The following is a 15,528-nucleotide window of genomic DNA, read 5'->3' as shown; positions in this document are numbered from 1 at the left end:
CCGGCGCGGGTCAGGCGGGTGCGGCGTCGGGCTCGGCCCAGCGCCGGCCGTCGGCGGAGGGCACCAGGCCGCCGTCGAGCAGCGGGGTCTCGGCGGTGGCCGGGCCGGTGACGCCGCGCTGCTGGATGCGGTTCATCTCCGACATCACGTCGGCCACCACGGGCGCGCGGAACAGCTCGGTCATGCGCTCGCCGCTGTCGGTGCGTGCGGCGCCCGTGCGCTCCACGGCCCCGGTCAGCTCGGCCGAGGAGGAGCTGAACCGGTGCGCCAGGGAGTCGGCGCCCACCAGCGCCGTCTCGGCCGAGGAGGCGCCGGCGACCAGGGTGGCGAACGCCTGCATGTCGTCGGTCTGCATGTTGGTGACCTTGCGGGCCTTCCAGAAGTAGGTCTCCTCGCGCTGCCGCATGTCGTAGAAGGCGGCGAGGAACTCGTAGAAGACGGCGTACTCCCGCCGGTAGCGGCCCTCGAACTCGTCGAAGGCCCGCTCCTCGCTCAGGTCTCCGGCGAGCACGCTGTTGAGGGAGCGCGCGGCGAGCAGCCCGCTGTAGGTGGCCAGGTGCACGCCGGTGGAGAACACCGGGTCGATGAAGCAGGCGGCGTCGCCGATGAGGGTGATGCCGGGCGCCCAGAAGCGGGTGTTGGCGTAGGAGTAGTCGCGGCGCACCCGGACGCTGCCGTAGGTGCCTTGGGTGATGCGCTCGGTGTCGCCGAGCAGGTCGCGGACGATTTCGCAGCGCTGGATGGACGCGCGCAGCGTGCCCTCGCGGTCGGCCTGGATGCGGGGGGCCTGGTCGCGGTTGAGGACGGCGCCGACGCTGGTGAGGTCGTCGCGCAGCGGGATATACCACAGCCAGCCCTCGTCGAAGGCGGCGCAGAGGATGTTGCCGGCGTCGGGCTCGGGCATCCGGCCGCCGCCGGCGAAGTAGCCGAAGACGGCGAGGTTCTGGAAGAAGTCGGAGTAGTGGCGGGTGCCGCCGGCGGCCGCGTGCAGGCGGCCGGTGCTGCCGGAGGCGTCGACCACGTGGGCGGCGGCCAGTTCGCGGCGGGCGCCCGAGGGGTCGCTGTAGACGACGCCGGTGACGCGGCCGCCGCCGGTGACCGCCTCCAGCACCGACGACTCCTCGCGCACGTCGACCCCGTGCCGGGCGGCGTTGCGCAGCAGGATGTCGTCGAAGGTCATGCGGTCGACCTGGTAGGCGTAGGAGGTCGGTCCGGAAAGCGCGGGCGACAGGGCGAACAGGAAGTTCCACGGATCGGGGGCGGTGCCCCACCGGAAGCTGCCGCCGCGCTTGGTGGTGAACCCGGCGGCGCGCATCTCCTCGTCGGCGCCGAGCAGGCGGCAGACGCCGTGCACGGTGGCGGGCAGCAGCGACTCCCCGATCTGGTAGCGGGGGAACCGCTCCTTCTCCAGCAGCACGACCCGGTGGCCCTGGTCGGCGATCAGTGTGGCGGCGGTGGAGCCGGCGGGGCCGCCTCCGACGACGATGACATCGAATTCCTCTGGGGCGCTCATGCTCGCGGCTCCTGGTCTGGGACGGTCTCGGGAGGGGGGCGGGGTTACCGGTCGAGCAGCAGCCGGGTCCAGGCGGCGACCGTGGGCTCCTCGGCCAGGGTGATGAAGTCGGTCTCGACACCGGCCTTGCGCCAGCTCTCGACCAGGCTCATCAGGCGGATCGAGTCCATGCCGCGGTCGAGCAGGTCGTCCTGCTCGCCCAGCGAGCCGGCGGGCTCGCCCAGCACCTGCTCGACGTCGGCGCGGACGCGCTCGGCGGTCAGCTCGCCGCTGCTCTCGGCGGCCTGGTCCGCCCGGTCGGCGGCGGGGTTTTCGGACACGGCGTGTTCTCCTCGGGTCGCAGGGTCTCGGTCGGACGGGTCCCGGTCGGTCGGGCCGGTTCGGGGCCGGCCGGGCGGGTGCGGCGGCTAACGCCCGAAGACGGCCGCCTCCTCGGGGCGTGCGGCGGCGCCGGTGCGGGCGCTGATGGCGTCGAGGATCTCGCCGACGCGGACCGCGACGTTGGACAGCAGCGAGGACGAGATCCCGTGGGTGTGCTCGGTGCCGCCCTGCAGGTAGATGCCGCACGTCACCTCGTCGGAGGTCGCCAGCCGGTAGTCGCGCTCCACGGCGGGGCGCCCCGCGGAGTCGCCGACGACGTGCTCGGCCAGCTCGCCCAGCAGGTCGCGGGGGTCGGCCGCGGAGTAGCCGGTGGCGTAGACGAGGTAGTCGGCCTCGACGGCGGTGTGCTTGCCGCCGGCCAGGTCCTCCACGGTCACGGTCACCCCGCCGGAGCCCTCGTGCACGTCGGCCACGCGCGAGGTGTTGTGCATCCGCAGCCGCTCGGTGCCCTTGACCTTGTCCTGGTAGGCGGCCTGGTAGAGGGTGTCGATCAGGTCCGGGTCGACCACCGAGTAGTTGGTGTTGCGGTGGTAGCCCATGATCTCGGCCTTGGCCTCGGCGGAGGCACCGTAGAAGTCGTCCACGGCCTCGGGGTCGAAGATGCGGTTGGCGAAGGGGCTGTCGTCGGAGGGGCTGTAGCCGTAGCGCGAGAACACGGCGTGCACCTGGGCCCCGGGGAACCGGCGGTAGAGGTGCTCGACGCACTCGGCGGCGCTCTGCCCGGCGCCCACCACCACGAAGGAGCGGGGGGCGGCCGCGGCGTCCAGGCCCTCCAGGCTCTGCAACAGGTACTCGTTGTGCCAGACGCGCTCGCTGAGCCGCGCGCCGGCGGGCAGGCGCGGGGTCAGGCCGGGCGCGAAGACGACGTTGCGGCCGCGGCTGCGGTGGCAGGCGCCGTCGGCGGTGCGCGCCACGACGTCGATCTGGGCGATGCGCCCGCCCTCGTCGCGGACCGGTTCGGCGCCCACCACCTCGGCGCCGTAGCGCACCTGGTCGCCGACGCGGTCGGCGCACCAGGCCAGGTAGTCGTGGAACTCCGTGCGCAGCGGGAACAGCGTCTTGTGGTTGATGAAGTCGTGCAGCCTGCCCGCGTCGTGCAGGTAGGACAGGAACCCGAAGTCGCTGGCGGGGTTGCGGGTGGTCACCAGGTCCTTGAGGAAGGAGACCTGCATCGTGGCGTCGTCGAGCAGCATGCCGCGGTGCCACCCGAACTCGGCCTGGCGCTCAAGGAAGACTCCGCTGAGCGGGGGTGTGGCGGGGTCGGCGGCGGCGCGCTCGCGCTGCTCGCGCAGGCCGATGGCCAGCGCGACGTTGGAGGGCCCGAAGCCGATCCCCACCAGGTCGTGGGAGGGCGGGGGCTGCGGCGTGTTGGTCACGGGGGTCCTTTCGGTTCTCACTCACCGGGTCGGTGCTCGCTGACGGGCGTGGCGGTGCTGTGCCGGGCGGCGCTCACACGCGCGAGTCGAGCGCGGGCGCCGGAGCGAGAGCGGCCGCCGCCTCGCCGGTGGTCAGCGCCATGCCGCAGCGCTGGGACACGTAGCGCAGCGCGAAACGGTGGTCCTCGGCGCTGAAGTCGGCCGTGGCGTCGGCGACCAGGAACGGCTGGATGTCGCGCATGAAGGCGTCGGCGGCGGTGAGCAGGCAGCCGATGTGCGCGTAGACGCCGGTGATCAGCAGCTGGTCGCGGCCCTGGCCGCGCAGCCGCTCGGCCAGGCCGGTGCCGACGAAGGCGCTGTAGCGGTGCTTGGTGACCACCTCGTCGCCCTCTTCGGGCCGCAGCCGGGCGGCGATGTCGGAGTGGTCGGGGTCGGCGCGCATGCCGCGGCCCCAGAAGTCGAGTTCGAGGCCGCGGCGCTCGGGCGGCACGTCGCCGGGCTTGCAGGTGTAGACGACGGGGATTCCGGCGGCGCGGGCGCGCTCGCGCAGGGCGGCGATGTTGGCGAGGGCGCCTTCGAGCGGCTGGGTGCCCGCGGAGTAGGGCCGCAGGAAGTAGTGCTGCATGTCGTGGATGAGCAGGGCGGCCCGCGCGGGGTCGGGGCGCCAGTCCGCGCGGTTGTCGGGCAGCTCCGCCGCGGAGGGCAGGTCGTAGGGCTCGATGTGCGGCAGCGGCATCGGTCGTCCATTCGACGGGTCGTGGGGCGGGCCGGGGCGCGGGCGCGCGCTCCCGGGGCTGGTCAGTGCCGGGCGGCGGCCCGGGTGGGCGGCGGGGCGCCGGGCTCGGCCGGCGCGTGGGCGGCCCGGACCGCCTCGCGCAGCTCGCGCCGGCTGATCTTGCCGACCCCGGTGGCGGGGAACGCGTCGACGAGCTCCAGCCGGTCGGGGATCTTGTAGGCGGCCAGGCCGCGTTCGCGCAGGAACGCCCGCAGCTCGGAGCGGGCGGGCCCGGCGCCGCGCGGCACCACGTAGGCGCAGGTGCGCTCGCCGAGGAACCGGTCGGGCACGGCGACCACGGCGGCGTCGTGCACGCCGGGGTGGGCCAGCAGGTGGTTCTCGACCTCGTCGGGCGCGATCTTCTCGCCGCCGCGGTTGATCTGGTCCTTGGCGCGGCCTTCGACGACGATGTGGCCGGTGGGCGTGGTGCGCACCAGGTCGCCGGTGCGGTAGAAGCCGTCGGCGGTGAAGGCCTCGGCGTTGTGCTCGGGGGCGCGGTAGTAGCCGCGGATGGTGTAGGGGCCGCGGGTCTGCAGCTCGCCGAGCCCGCCGGGGGCGACCTCGGTGCCGTCGCTGTCGACGACGCGGATCTCGTCGTCGGGCGAGATGGGCCGTCCCTGCGTGGTGACGACGACCTCCTCGGGGTCGTCGTAGCGCGTGTAGTTGACGAGCCCCTCGGCCATGCCGAAGACCTGCTGCAGCGTGCAGCCCAGCGTCGGGCGCACGCGGCGCGCGGCCTCGGCGTTGAACTTGGCCCCGCCGACCTGCAGCACGCGCAGGCTGGTCAGGTCCCGGTGGGCCTGGGAGCCACCGTCGGCGGCGTCCAGCCACAGCATCGCCACGGGCGGCACGACGGCGGTGTGCGTGACGCCTTCGGCCTCGACCGCGGCCAGGCAGGTGGCCGGGCTGGGGTCGGGGGCCAGGACCACGGTGCCGCCGGCGCTGAACACGCCGAGGAAGCCGGGCGAGCTCATCGGGAAGTTGTGCACCACGGGCAGCGCGGCGAGGTAGACGGTGCCGGTGTCCAGCGCGCAGATCTCGGCGCTGGCGCGCACCGAGTAGAGGTAGTCGTCGTGGGTGCGCGGGATGAGCTTGGGCAGCCCGGTGGTGCCGCCGGACAGCTGGAGGAACGCGACCTCGCCCGGGTCGGGCCCGGCGGTGGCGCCGGGACCGGCGCCGCCGCCCTCGCGGACCTCCTCCAGCGTCCTCATGTGCGCCCGGCCGCCCGTGTCGCCGGCCACCAGGATGTGCTCGGGGCCGCCGGTCTCGGCGCGCACCTGCTCGGCCAGCTCGCGGTAGTCGAACCCGGCGTCGGTGTCGGCGACGACCAGTGCGGCGGCCTCGGTGAACGAGCACAGGTAGGAGATCTCGGCCCGGCGGTGGGCCGGCAGCGCGTAGACGGGCAGGGCGCCGAGGCGCATCAGGGCGAAGGCGACCTCGAAGACCTCGGGGCGGTTGGGCAGCTGGACGACGACGCGGTCTCCGGCGCCGATGCCCAGGCGCGCCAGGCCGGCCGCCATGCGGTCGGCCCGGGTGTCGAGCTCGGCGTAGCTCCAGCGCCTGCCCGCGCCGACGACGGCGGTGCGCTCGGCGAAGCGGTGCGCGCGGTCGCGCAGGAACGCGCCGAGGGTCTCGCCCGTCCAGTAGCCCCGGCGTCGGTAGCTGTCGGCGAACTCCGCGGGCCAGGGGGTGCATCCGGCGAGCATGGCTGTGGGCGGTCCCTTCGGTTCGGGTCGGTGGTCTCTCGCGCGGGCGGGCGCGTCAGCCCTGCGGCGCGTCGATGGGCTGGTTGACCCCCAGGGCGAGCAGCAGGGTGCGCAGCTTCACGGAGGTCTCGGCGAGCTCGGCGTCGGGGTCGGAGTCGGGCACGATGCCGCCGCCCGCGAACAGGTCGAGGGTGTCGCCGGCGACGTCGGCGCATCGGATGGAGACGATCCACTCGCCGTCGCCGCGTGCGTCGGTGCAGCCCACGGCGCCGGTGTAGAAGCCGCGGTCGAACGGTTCGATCCCGCCGATGGCGGCGCGGGCGGCGGCGGTGGGGCTGCCGCAGACGGCCGGGGTGGGGTGCAGCGCCGCGGCGAGCAGCGCCGAGGGGGTGTCGGGGTCGCGCAGCTCGCCGGTGATGCGGGTCGACAGGTGCCACAGGGTGGCGGTCCCGGCGAGCTCGGGCTCGGGCACGTCGAGGGTGCGGCAGTAGGGGCGCAGCCCTTCGGTGACGGCCTCGACGACGACGGCGTGCTCGTGGCGGTCCTTGGCCGAGCCGAGCAGGTCCACCGCGCTGCGCTGGTCCTTGCTGGGGTCGGCGCTGCGCGGCGCGGAGCCGGCCAGCGGATTGGACACCACCCGGCCGCCGCGCTTGGCGACGAGCAGTTCGGGGCTGGCGCCGACGAGGGTGCGGGTGGAGCCGGCCGCTGCGGGCAGGTCCGCCGCGAACGTGTGGCCGGCGGGGTCGCGCCAGGCGAGGTTGCTCAGCAGTTGGCCGACGTCGACGGTGCCGGGGCCGCTCAGCCGCAGCGACCGGGCGAGCACGACCTTGGCGGGGCCGTCGCCGGCGGCCAGGCGCTTGAGGACGCGCTCGACTCCTTCGGCGTGCTCGTCCGGCGCGGGCACGGGACGCATGGTCCACGGGCCGGGCAGCGGGCGCTGCCTGCGGTCGCCCTGCCCGCTTTCGGCCAGCGGCGGCGAGGTCCGCACCGAGTCCGGAACCACGAGTCGTCCGGGAGCGCCGGTATCGAAGGGGATCGCGCCGATCGCGATCGGCCCGGCGGGGGAGTCGGCGGTCCCCCGGGCCAGCAGGTCGGCCACGTCCTCCAGCCGTTCGGTGACGGCCGCGGCGCCCTCGCCCAGGACGACGCCGCTGGGGGTGGCGAGGAACGCGGCCTCGGGGCGGTAGGCGTCGAGGAGGTCTCCGGCCGCCTTCGCGGCGGGTTCGGTGCGCTGGTGGAACACCGGCGGCTCTCATTTCTGTCCGGCACCGGCCTGCTCGGCGGACAGCCCACTGACCAGGTCGGTGAAGTGCGTAATCGGGCGGGACCGGGGCGCGGACGGCACCGCGGGGCTCAGGCGCGCAGCGTCGCGCCGCCGTCGACGTAGAGGTCGTGCATGGTGATGTGCCGGGCGGCCGAGGAGGCGAGGAAGCAGACGGCGTCGGCGACGTCGGCGGGGTCGGCGATGCGGCCGAGGGGGATGCCCACCTTGAACTCCTCCGGCGAGCCGGCGATCACCCGGCGGGCGCCGTCGTCGCCGTCCCACATGCCGCGCTGCATGGCGGTGTCGGTCGAGCCGGGCGAGACCACGTTGCACCGGATGCCGCGGGGGGCGAGTTCGAGGCCGAGGGACTTGGTGAACAGGGTCGCGGCGGCCTTCGAGGCGCCGTAGGCGGCCATGCCGGCGCGGGGCACGCCGGCGGCGTTGGAGCCCACGGTGGTGATGGTGCCCGAGCCCCGCGGCGCCATCCGCCGGGCGGCGGCGCGGGAGACGTTGAAGACCCCCGTGGCGTTGACGGCCAGGACCCGCTCCCATTGGGCGTCGGGGGTCTCGGCGACCGCGCCGGTGGCCAGCACACCGGCCACGTTGACGGCGTGGCCGATGGGGCCGAGGTCGCGCTCGACGGCGTCGGCCATCTGCTCCACGGCCGCGGAGTCGCGCACGTCGGCGGTGTAGAACCCGGCCTTGTGCCCGTCCGCGTGCAGGTCGCCGACCAGCGAGGCCAGTGCGTCGGCGTCGAGGTCGGCGGCGGCGACGACCGCGCCCTCGGCGGCCAGCCGGGCCGCCACCGCCCGCCCGATGCCCTGAGCGGCTCCGGTCACCAGGGCGACGGTGCCCGCGATCCCGTTGTGGGACACGTCCCTCCTCCACGACAAGAAAAAGGGTAAGCACACCTCACTAAGGCAATGCTTACCTAAGCGACTGTCCGCAAGTCTTGATCGGCGGAGCGCATCATGTCAACCCTGTGAATTCCGGCAAAAGGTACAAACGGAGCAAACTTCGGCGCGTGGCAGTGTCCGCAACATCTCACCGGCCGCCGGTGCGCCCCTGACCAGTGCCCGCTGCGCGATCCGGCAGCCGGGTAAGGCCACTGTGGCTCCCGCGACAGCCGTTTCGGCCGGCACCCGGCAGGAGCCGAGTCCGAATCAGGCGCACCAAGCTCCAGGGCGCCCGGCGCAACCGCGGCGTAAACGCGGGCTCACGGCGCCTCGCCGGGCGCGGCGCCGGAGAGGTCGGCGCGGCGCAGGCCCGGCAGCAGCAGGCCGATCCCCGCGACGGCGACCGCGCAGGCCGAGCCTCCGGCGATCACCGCCGCCGACGGGCCGACGGCCTGGGCGAGCCCGCCGGCCAGCGCTCCGCCGGCGGCCGGACCGGCCGTCGCCAGCACCAGCCAGAAGGAGCTCACCCGGCCCAGCAGCGCGCCGGGCGTGTACCGCTGTATCAGCGCGCGCTGCAGGATCTCGGCGGTGATCATCCCCGCACCCGCGACTCCGAGCAGCACCAGCGCTGCCGCCGCGTCCCGGCTCGCCCCGAATCCCGCCATCGCCGCGCCCCACACGAGCCCCGCCGCGACCAGCGCGAGGCCCGGGCGCCGGATGCGCCCCGCCCAGCCGCTGAACAGCGCCCCCAGGAAGGCGCCCACCGCCGGCGCCGAGTACAGCAGGCCCACCGTGCGCGCGTCGCCCAGCAGGACCTGCTCCCCCATCGCCGGAAAGACCGCGTAGGGCAGGGCGAGCAGCCCGCCGCACAGCTCCACGAGCAGCAGCCCGGCGACGACCCGGTGACGGCGCGCGAACCGCCACGCCTCCCGCAGCGCGCGCAGCGGGCGGCCCGCCTCCTCACCGGCCGCGACCGGCAGGCGCGGCAGCGCCAGCATCAGCGCCACCTGCACGACGGTCGCGGCCCAGGTCGCGGCGTAGCAGACGGCGACGCCGGGACCGGCGACGATCAGACCGGCCGCCGACGGCCCGAGCATGGTGGACAGCTGCGTCGTGATGGCCGTCAGCGCGCCCGCCGCGGCCAGCTGGTCGGTGCGCACGAGCGCGGGCGTCACCGCCACCAGCGCCGTCTCACCGGCGCCGTCCACGAGGCCCAGGACCGCGGCGCAGGCGTAGACGGCCAGCACGCTGGGCCGGTCGGCCAGGGCGTTGAGCGCCAGCGCGCCGAAGACGGCCGCGGCGGCACCGCGGGCGGCCAGCAGCAGGACCCGCCGCTCCAGCCGGTCCGCCAGCACGCCGCCCACCAGCGTCCCGGCGACCAGCGTCGTGCCCGCGACGGCGTTGACCGTGCCCACGGCCAGCGACGACCCCGTCAGTCGGTAGACCTGGACCGAGAGCGCGACCAGAGTCAGGCTCACCCCCATGAGGGCGACCACGCGCGAGGCGAACAGCAACCGGAAGGCGCGGCTGGAGCGCAGCGGCCCGAGGTCCAGCACGAGTCCGGGCACGTGGGCACTCCTTCGGATCCGGGCGGTCGGGCGGCGCGCCCTGCGGGCGGCCCCCGCCGCCCCGGACCGCCGGCGCCGGAGGGCGCGCGCACGGGGCCGCACTCCGGGCTCGTTCGCCGGCCACGTTAGCGGCCGCGTCGACGGCGGCGGCGGCCGGGCGCCGCTGCCGCAGGCGGGATCACGCCGGGCGGGCGCCCGCGGCCGCCTGCGCGGGCGCCGGGACGCGCCCGCGGACCGCGCGGTTCACTCCGGCGGGGTGCGGATGTCCATCGCCTGCTTCAGGCCGCTGTAGTGGAAGATGCGGTCGATCTTGCCCGACGGGACGACGACGGTGAGGGTGCCGCCGCCGCGGACGAGCCGGCGGTGCAGGCGGGCCAGCGCCCCCAGGCCCACCGAGTCGATGAAGGACAGCTCCGTGAGATCGACGAGCATGCGGGGCCCGTAGACGATCTCGGCCGTGGCGGCGGTCTGCTCGAAGCGGTCGACGCTGGCGAGGTCGAGCTCCCCTTTCAGACACATGACGGTGTGCCCGTCGCGGTCGCTGATACCCAAGTCCAAATGGCACATGAGGGCCTGTCCCGTCCCCGCACTGCGCTGGTGCCCGCGGGCGCGGTCGGCCCGTCGAGCGCTGCCTGTCGTCGATCCCGCACCATTCTCCAGGCACGCGGGTCCCGGAGGAACCGGATCGCCGTGACGAACCGGTCGCCGCGGCGCGAACGCCCTGGCGGCGGCCCCGCGGTCCGCGAGACGTCGCCGGACCGGGCCGCGGTCACCGGCGGTCGCGGTCGCCCCCGCGGCCCCCGCCACGGTACAGCGGCAGGCGCAGGGTGAGCACCGCACCGCCCAGCACGTCGCTGTCGCCCGCCTCCAGCGTCCCGCCCATGGCCCGGGCGGTCTCCCGCGAGATGGCCAGACCGAGCCCGGTGCCGCCGGGATCGCGGCGGCGCGACTCCTCCAGTCGGGCGAACCGGTCGAAGATCCGCTCGCGGTCGTGCCCGGGTATGCCGTTGCCGTCGTCGTGCACGCGCAGGACCGCTTGGCCCTCCCGCGGGTCGTCGTGCCCGCCGTCGCCGTCTTCGCCGCCCTCGCGGGCGACGCCGACCAGTACGCGGCCCGCGGCGTGCCGCTCGGCGTTGGCCAGCAGGTTGACGAGCAGCCGGGTGAGCTGCGAGCGGTTGCCGTAGACGTAGGTCCCGCGCTCCACGCTGCTGTCGACGCGCAGCGACCCGTCCCTGCGACCGGCCTCCGCGGCCGCGAGGTCGCCCAGGTCCACGGGCTCGGCGGCGGCCGCCGCGTCGGCGTCCAGCCGGGCCAGCGCCAGCAGGTCGGCGACGATGCGCTCCAGGCGCAGCGTGTCGTCGAGGGCGCCGCGCAGCGTGTCGACCGGGTCGCCGCCCTCGGGATCGGCCAGCTCGACCTCCAGCCTGGTGCGCAGTCCGGTGATCGGGTTGCGCAGTTCGTGCGAGGCGTCGGAGGCGAACCCGCGCTGGCGGTCCAGCGCGGTATCCAGGCGGCGCAGCGTCTCGTTCGCTGTGCGGGCGAGGGCGGCGATCTCGTCGCCGGTGCCGGGGACCTGCAGCCGCTTGTCCGGGTTGGAGGCGGTGATCCGCTCCAGCCCGCTGCGCACTTCCTCGACGGGCCGCAGGGTGCGGCCCACCTGCCACCAGGCGATCCCTCCGACCGAGGCGAGCACGGCGACGCCCAGCCCGATCAGGGCGAACTCCAGCAGCGGTCCCGCCAGCAGCTCCGAGCGCGGCACAGCGGCGTAGACGAGCACGTCGCCGTAGGCGGAGTCGGCGGACTCGTAGCCGACGACGGTCAGGCACCCGACCGGGTCGGCGTCGCACACGACGTCGCCGACGGGCCCGTTGGCGCGCCTGGGGACCGATCCGGTGAGCGCCTCGGTGGTCGGCGCCGCGCGGCTGGAGGCGAGGACCTCGCCATCGGGGGAGACGACCTGGATCCGGATGACTCCCGCGCGCGCTCTGATCTCCCCCTCGAAGCGCTGCTTCTGGATGTCCACGGCGACCTCGCGGGCGGCCTCGCCGGCTTCGAATGTCTGCTCGCGTTCGATGACGGCGCGGGTGAGAAGGCTGGTCGCGGCGATGGCGAATGCGAGGATGACGGCTGCGGCCACGACGGAGCCGGCGGTCGTGCGTGCGCGGATCGACCGCGGCCGCTTGCGCGGGAAGGTCGCCATGGGCCTTCGAGCCCTCCGTCGTCTCGCCTGCGGTCGTGCCGGGGTCCTTCCCCCCCGCGTCCGGGTCGAACGCGCAGGCGGTGCAAAGGACGGCAAAGCCGGGCGCGGCCGCCTCGTCCGTTCGGGGCCGCGGCCTCTGGCAGGGTGAGTGCATGGACGACATGCGCGACGCCCTGCTCGCCAAGTACGACGCGGCGTGCACCACCACATGCCACTACTGCCCCTGTCCGCTGCCGCCCGAGACGGTGCGCTGCCGGCTCTGCGGCCGCCTCCAGGAACGGAGCGGCGCGCCGCAGCCGGCGCAGAGCCGGGAGAACACGCAGGAGCAGGCTCCGGCCCGCACCTGAAGGCGTGTTCGACGCGTCCGTCCGTGGCGGGCGGTGCACGCGGGTGCGGCCCGCGCCCGGGGTGCGAGGCGCGTTTCTTCCGGCGCGCGGCGCTGCGGCAGGGACCGGTGCCGCCTGCGCACGGCCGGGGAGGGAGTCGGGGCGGGTCCCCTGCCGACTCACCCGCCGACCGGCGAGAACGCAGCGGGAGTGGTGCCGGGGGCGCCGCGCTGCAGGAGGGCGACCCGGCACACACCCCCCGAGGCTCCGCTTTCGGCGGCGGGCGGCCGCCGCCCGCCGCCGCGCCCGGGCACGGCGCACCGTTTCGCCCCCTCCCCCGCCGCCCGGCGACACCCGGTACCGGATTGCCGGAAAACCCGGCACGGACACACTGTGTCGCGGTTCAATAGCCGTATGCAACGAACCGGTCGCGGGGCTGGACTGCCCCGGTCAGGAGGCAACATGCGGAACCGATGCACACCGGTGCTTCTCGCGCTGATCGCGGGGCTGACGGCACTCGCGCCGAGCGCGTACGCCGAGGAGGGGGCGGCCGGTTCCGCCGGCTCACCGTCCGGCGCGGCGCACATGCCCGGCGCCGCGATGCGCCTGTCGGTCGTCCGCCCCCAGGAGAACGCCACCGATACCACCACGCTGCACTGCCGCCCCGCCGGAGGCTCGCACCCCGACCCCGCGGCGGCCTGCGCGGCGCTGGACCGCGCCGGCGGCGACTTCGACGCGCTCGGCGAGACCGCACCGCAGACCACCGTGTGCACCATGCAGTACGCGCCGGTGCGGGTCCGGGCCGACGGCGTGTGGCAGGGCCGGACCGTGGACTACGGCGAGACCTTCAGCAACGCCTGCGTCGCGGCGGCCGAGACCGACGGGGTCTTCGACTTCGAACCGCGCTGAACCCCCGCCACCGGGCCCGGGCGTGTGTGCCGGGTCGCCGTCCTCCTGCACGGCGCCCCGGCACCAAGTCCCCGTCGCAGCGACGCGCCGGAAGAACGGCGCTGCGCGCCCCGGGAGCGGGCCGCGCCCGCGTGCGCCGTCCGCTGCGGACGGACCCGTCGAACACGCCCCCGACCGCCGCCCGGCGGGCGCCGGTCCGCGTGCGCCGGCCGGGGCCGCTCGGCTACTCGTAGGGGTCGGGCGGGTTCTCGACGCTCTCCATGGTCTCCACCGTGAACCTGTGGTTGCGGACGCTGCGCAGGTCCCCCTCCGGCGGCTGCCAGGTCCCCTCGACCCGCCACCAGCTGTCCTCCTCGGGTTCGGGGCGGTTGGTGACCAGCACCCGGTTGACGATGGCATCCGCCGCGCAGCAGGCCATCTGCAGCCGCGCCAGGTACCAGCCCTCCCCTTCCGGATTGGGTACGGCGAACCCGGTCAGGCGGACGGTCCGCCCCTCCAGGGTGCGCTTCTCATCGGTCCAGGCACGGGAGATGAACTCCTGGATCTTCATCTCGACCGGGCCTTCCGCGGCGGGGTCGGCGAGGTCGTCGCCCCCGCCGTCGCCGCTGCTCGGCGGCGGCGCCGATGCGGCGTTCTCGGCGGTGTAGGAGCCCAGGGCGGGCGGCGCGACGACGAAGACCGCGATCACCGGCAGGAGCAGCAGCCAGGCGACCCGCGGCGTCGCGTGCCCGTGCCCGGCACCGTGGTCGTCGGAGTCGGCGTGGCAGAACGCGGGTGCCGTGTCGGGGCCGGGCAGGCCCCTCAGCGCCGCGCGCGCCTCGCCGGCGATCACCGACACGCCCAGCACGCCCAGCGCCGCGCCGGCCGCGATCAAGAACGGCCGGAACCCGGGCTGCACGTAGTTCAGGTAGAGGTCGCTGAAGAGCGTGCTGCTCAGCGCGCCGGCGCCGAGCAGCAGCAGGACGATGCCCTGGGCGATCCTGTTCACAGCAGCAGCCCTCCGATCACGAAGGTGAAGACGAGCGCGGCCGCCAGGGTCAGCGGCACGAAGCGGCGCACGAAGGACCATCCGAACGTGCCGCCCTGCAGCGCGATGAGCTTGAGGTCGACCATCGGCCCCACGACGAGGAACGCGAGCTTGGCGGTCGGCGAGAACTCGGTGAGGCTGACGGCCACGAAGGCGTCGGCCTCGGAGCAGACCGACAGCACGACGGCGAACAGGGCCAGCGCCAGGACCGAGAGGACGGGCCTGTCGGCGACCGCCGCCACCCACTCGCGGGGCACGACCACGTTGACGGTCGCCGCGGCCAGGCCGCCCAGCACCAGGAACCCGCCGGCGTGCATCAGGTCGTGCAGCATCGACTCGCGGAACACCTGCAGCCGCGGGGCGTTCGGATCGTGGTCGGCGCGCGGCGGGCGCAGCCAGTCGGTTCGGCCCAACCGGGCCCACACCCACCCCACGGTCACGGCGGCGCCGAAGGAGGCCGCCAGCCGCGCCAGCACCATCTCGGGCCGGCCGGCGAAGGCGACGGCCGTGGCCACCAGCACCACCGGGTTGATCGCGGGCGCGGCCAGCAGGAACGTCAGTGCCGCCGCCGGTGCCACGCCCCGCTTCATCAGCCCGCCGGCCACCGGGACGGACGCGCACTCGCACCCGGGCAGCACCATCCCGGCCGCGCCGGCGGCGGGCACCGCGGCGAAGGGGTTGGCGGGCATGACGCGGCGGTAGAACGACGCGGGCACGAAGGCGGTCAGCGCCGCCGACAGCGCGACGCCGAACACCAGGAACGGCAGCGCCTGCAGGCTGATCGCGGTGAACACGGTGGCCCAGGCGAGGAACGCCTCACTGGTCAGCCGGTCCGAGAGCCAGGCGTTTCCGGCCGCCAGGAGCACGGTGAACAGTGCGAACACCCACACCGTGGCAAGGCGCCGCGGACCGCGGGGCCTCCCCCAGCCGGGTGGCGGCAGGCCGCCGTCGGGCTCGTCCCAGCCGGCGGCCAGGGAGTCGCCCAGGGAGGTGCGGACGGCGGGTGGGGATCCACCCGGGCGTTCGGGCACGCTGGTACTCCGTGGGAGTCGAGAGCGGGGCGCGTCGCTCGGTGGCGACGGCGGCGACGGACTGTCGCCGGTCCAAGGCATCGTACCGGCAACGGTTTTCATCTCGCGCGCCTCACCGGCGGCGCGACCGCACCCGGTTGCGCGCCGCCGCCCTGCCCGGCCGTCCCGCTGCCCGAGCCGACGACGAACCGACGGAGACCCGCGCGTGCTGACTGTGAAATCGATCCTGCTGTTCGTCCTCGCCGCACTGTGCGAGATCGGCGGCGCCTGGCTGGTGTGGCAGGGGGTCCGCGAGCACCGCGGCCTGCTGTGGGCGGGGGCCGGCGTGCTCGCGCTGGGCCTCTACGGCTTCGTGGCCACGTTCCAGCCCGACGCCCACTTCGGCCGCGTACTGGCGGCCTACGGCGGGGTGTTCGTCGCCGGATCGCTGGCCTGGGGCGTGGCCGTCGACGGCTTCCGCCCCGACCGGTTCGACCTCATCGGCGCCCTCATCTGCCTGGCGGGGGTCGCCGTCATCATGTACGCGCCGCGCGGCGGCTGAGCCGCCGGGCGGCGC

The 15,528-nt window shown here is 75.1% G+C and carries 15 protein-coding genes; 3 read left to right on the top strand and 12 right to left on the bottom strand.

Annotated elements, in window-relative coordinates; genetic code table 11:
* Positions 1 to 10: 10 nt before the first annotated feature.
* The 10 genes from ABD284_RS14970 to ABD284_RS14925 form a co-directional block, all read right to left on the bottom strand.
* A complete protein-coding gene (locus ABD284_RS14970; protein ID WP_344143623.1) occupies positions 11 to 1,513 on the bottom strand; it encodes a tryptophan 7-halogenase in 1,503 nt (500 codons plus the stop codon).
* Positions 1,514 to 1,557: 44 nt separating this feature from the next.
* Positions 1,558 to 1,833, bottom strand: coding sequence for a phosphopantetheine-binding protein (locus ABD284_RS14965; protein WP_344143622.1), 276 nt, complete (start codon positions 1,831 to 1,833; stop codon positions 1,558 to 1,560).
* Positions 1,834 to 1,920: 87 nt separating this feature from the next.
* Positions 1,921 to 3,270, bottom strand: a complete 1,350-nt coding sequence (locus ABD284_RS14960; protein ID WP_344143621.1) for a lysine N(6)-hydroxylase/L-ornithine N(5)-oxygenase family protein — start codon at positions 3,268 to 3,270, stop codon at positions 1,921 to 1,923.
* A 73-nt stretch (positions 3,271 to 3,343) separates the two neighbouring features.
* Entirely contained in the window at positions 3,344 to 4,006 is a 663-nt protein-coding gene (locus tag ABD284_RS14955) for an isochorismatase family protein (RefSeq protein WP_344143620.1), read from the bottom strand.
* Positions 4,007 to 4,068: 62 nt separating this feature from the next.
* Positions 4,069 to 5,751 (bottom strand): (2,3-dihydroxybenzoyl)adenylate synthase, encoded by a 1,683-nt coding sequence (locus ABD284_RS14950; RefSeq protein WP_344143618.1) that lies wholly within the window; start codon positions 5,749 to 5,751, stop codon positions 4,069 to 4,071.
* A 55-nt stretch (positions 5,752 to 5,806) separates the two neighbouring features.
* Positions 5,807 to 6,994 (bottom strand): isochorismate synthase, encoded by a 1,188-nt coding sequence (locus ABD284_RS14945; RefSeq protein WP_344143616.1) that lies wholly within the window; start codon positions 6,992 to 6,994, stop codon positions 5,807 to 5,809.
* A 110-nt stretch (positions 6,995 to 7,104) separates the two neighbouring features.
* Positions 7,105 to 7,890, bottom strand: a complete 786-nt coding sequence (locus ABD284_RS14940) for a 2,3-dihydro-2,3-dihydroxybenzoate dehydrogenase (protein ID WP_344143615.1) — start codon at positions 7,888 to 7,890, stop codon at positions 7,105 to 7,107.
* Positions 7,891 to 8,231: 341 nt separating this feature from the next.
* Entirely contained in the window at positions 8,232 to 9,479 is a 1,248-nt protein-coding gene (gene entS / locus ABD284_RS14935; protein ID WP_344143614.1) for an enterobactin transporter EntS, read from the bottom strand.
* Positions 9,480 to 9,722: 243 nt separating this feature from the next.
* On the bottom strand, positions 9,723 to 10,031 hold the full coding sequence (locus ABD284_RS14930; protein ID WP_344143613.1) for an STAS domain-containing protein: 309 nt from the start codon (positions 10,029 to 10,031) through the stop codon (positions 9,723 to 9,725).
* Between the two features lie 217 nt (positions 10,032 to 10,248).
* On the bottom strand, positions 10,249 to 11,679 hold the full coding sequence (locus tag ABD284_RS14925; protein WP_344143612.1) for a sensor histidine kinase: 1,431 nt from the start codon (positions 11,677 to 11,679) through the stop codon (positions 10,249 to 10,251).
* Between the two features lie 152 nt (positions 11,680 to 11,831).
* On the opposite strand from ABD284_RS14925, the gene ABD284_RS14920 reads away from it, so the two are divergent.
* The gene (locus ABD284_RS14920) at positions 11,832 to 12,026 is read left to right on the top strand and encodes a hypothetical protein (protein WP_344143611.1); all 195 of its coding nucleotides are present in this window, start codon (positions 11,832 to 11,834) and stop codon (positions 12,024 to 12,026) included.
* Positions 12,027 to 12,467: 441 nt separating this feature from the next.
* Positions 12,468 to 12,914 (top strand): SSI family serine proteinase inhibitor, encoded by a 447-nt coding sequence (locus ABD284_RS14915; protein ID WP_344143610.1) that lies wholly within the window; start codon positions 12,468 to 12,470, stop codon positions 12,912 to 12,914.
* 223 nt (positions 12,915 to 13,137) lie between these two features.
* On the opposite strand, the gene ABD284_RS14910 is transcribed toward ABD284_RS14915, so the two are convergent.
* Positions 13,138 to 13,902: a TIGR03943 family putative permease subunit gene (locus ABD284_RS14910; protein ID WP_344143609.1), complete on the bottom strand. Its 765-nt coding sequence runs from the start codon at positions 13,900 to 13,902 to the stop codon at positions 13,138 to 13,140.
* Positions 13,899 to 14,972, bottom strand: coding sequence for a permease (locus ABD284_RS14905; protein ID WP_344143607.1), 1,074 nt, complete (start codon positions 14,970 to 14,972; stop codon positions 13,899 to 13,901). The genes ABD284_RS14910 and ABD284_RS14905 overlap by 4 nt, the downstream gene beginning before the upstream one ends.
* 205 nt (positions 14,973 to 15,177) lie before the next feature.
* Here ABD284_RS14905 and ABD284_RS14900 point away from each other — a divergent pair, with 205 nt between their 5' ends.
* Positions 15,178 to 15,513: a YnfA family protein gene (locus ABD284_RS14900; protein WP_344143606.1), complete on the top strand. Its 336-nt coding sequence runs from the start codon at positions 15,178 to 15,180 to the stop codon at positions 15,511 to 15,513.
* Positions 15,514 to 15,528: the final 15 nt, after the last annotated feature.

Source organism: Streptomonospora arabica, from assembly GCF_039531585.1.
GTDB lineage: Bacteria > Actinomycetota > Actinomycetes > Streptosporangiales > Streptosporangiaceae > Streptomonospora > Streptomonospora halophila.
Note: the sequence above shows the minus strand (reverse complement) of the source record. Positions and strands in the feature narration are given on the sequence as shown.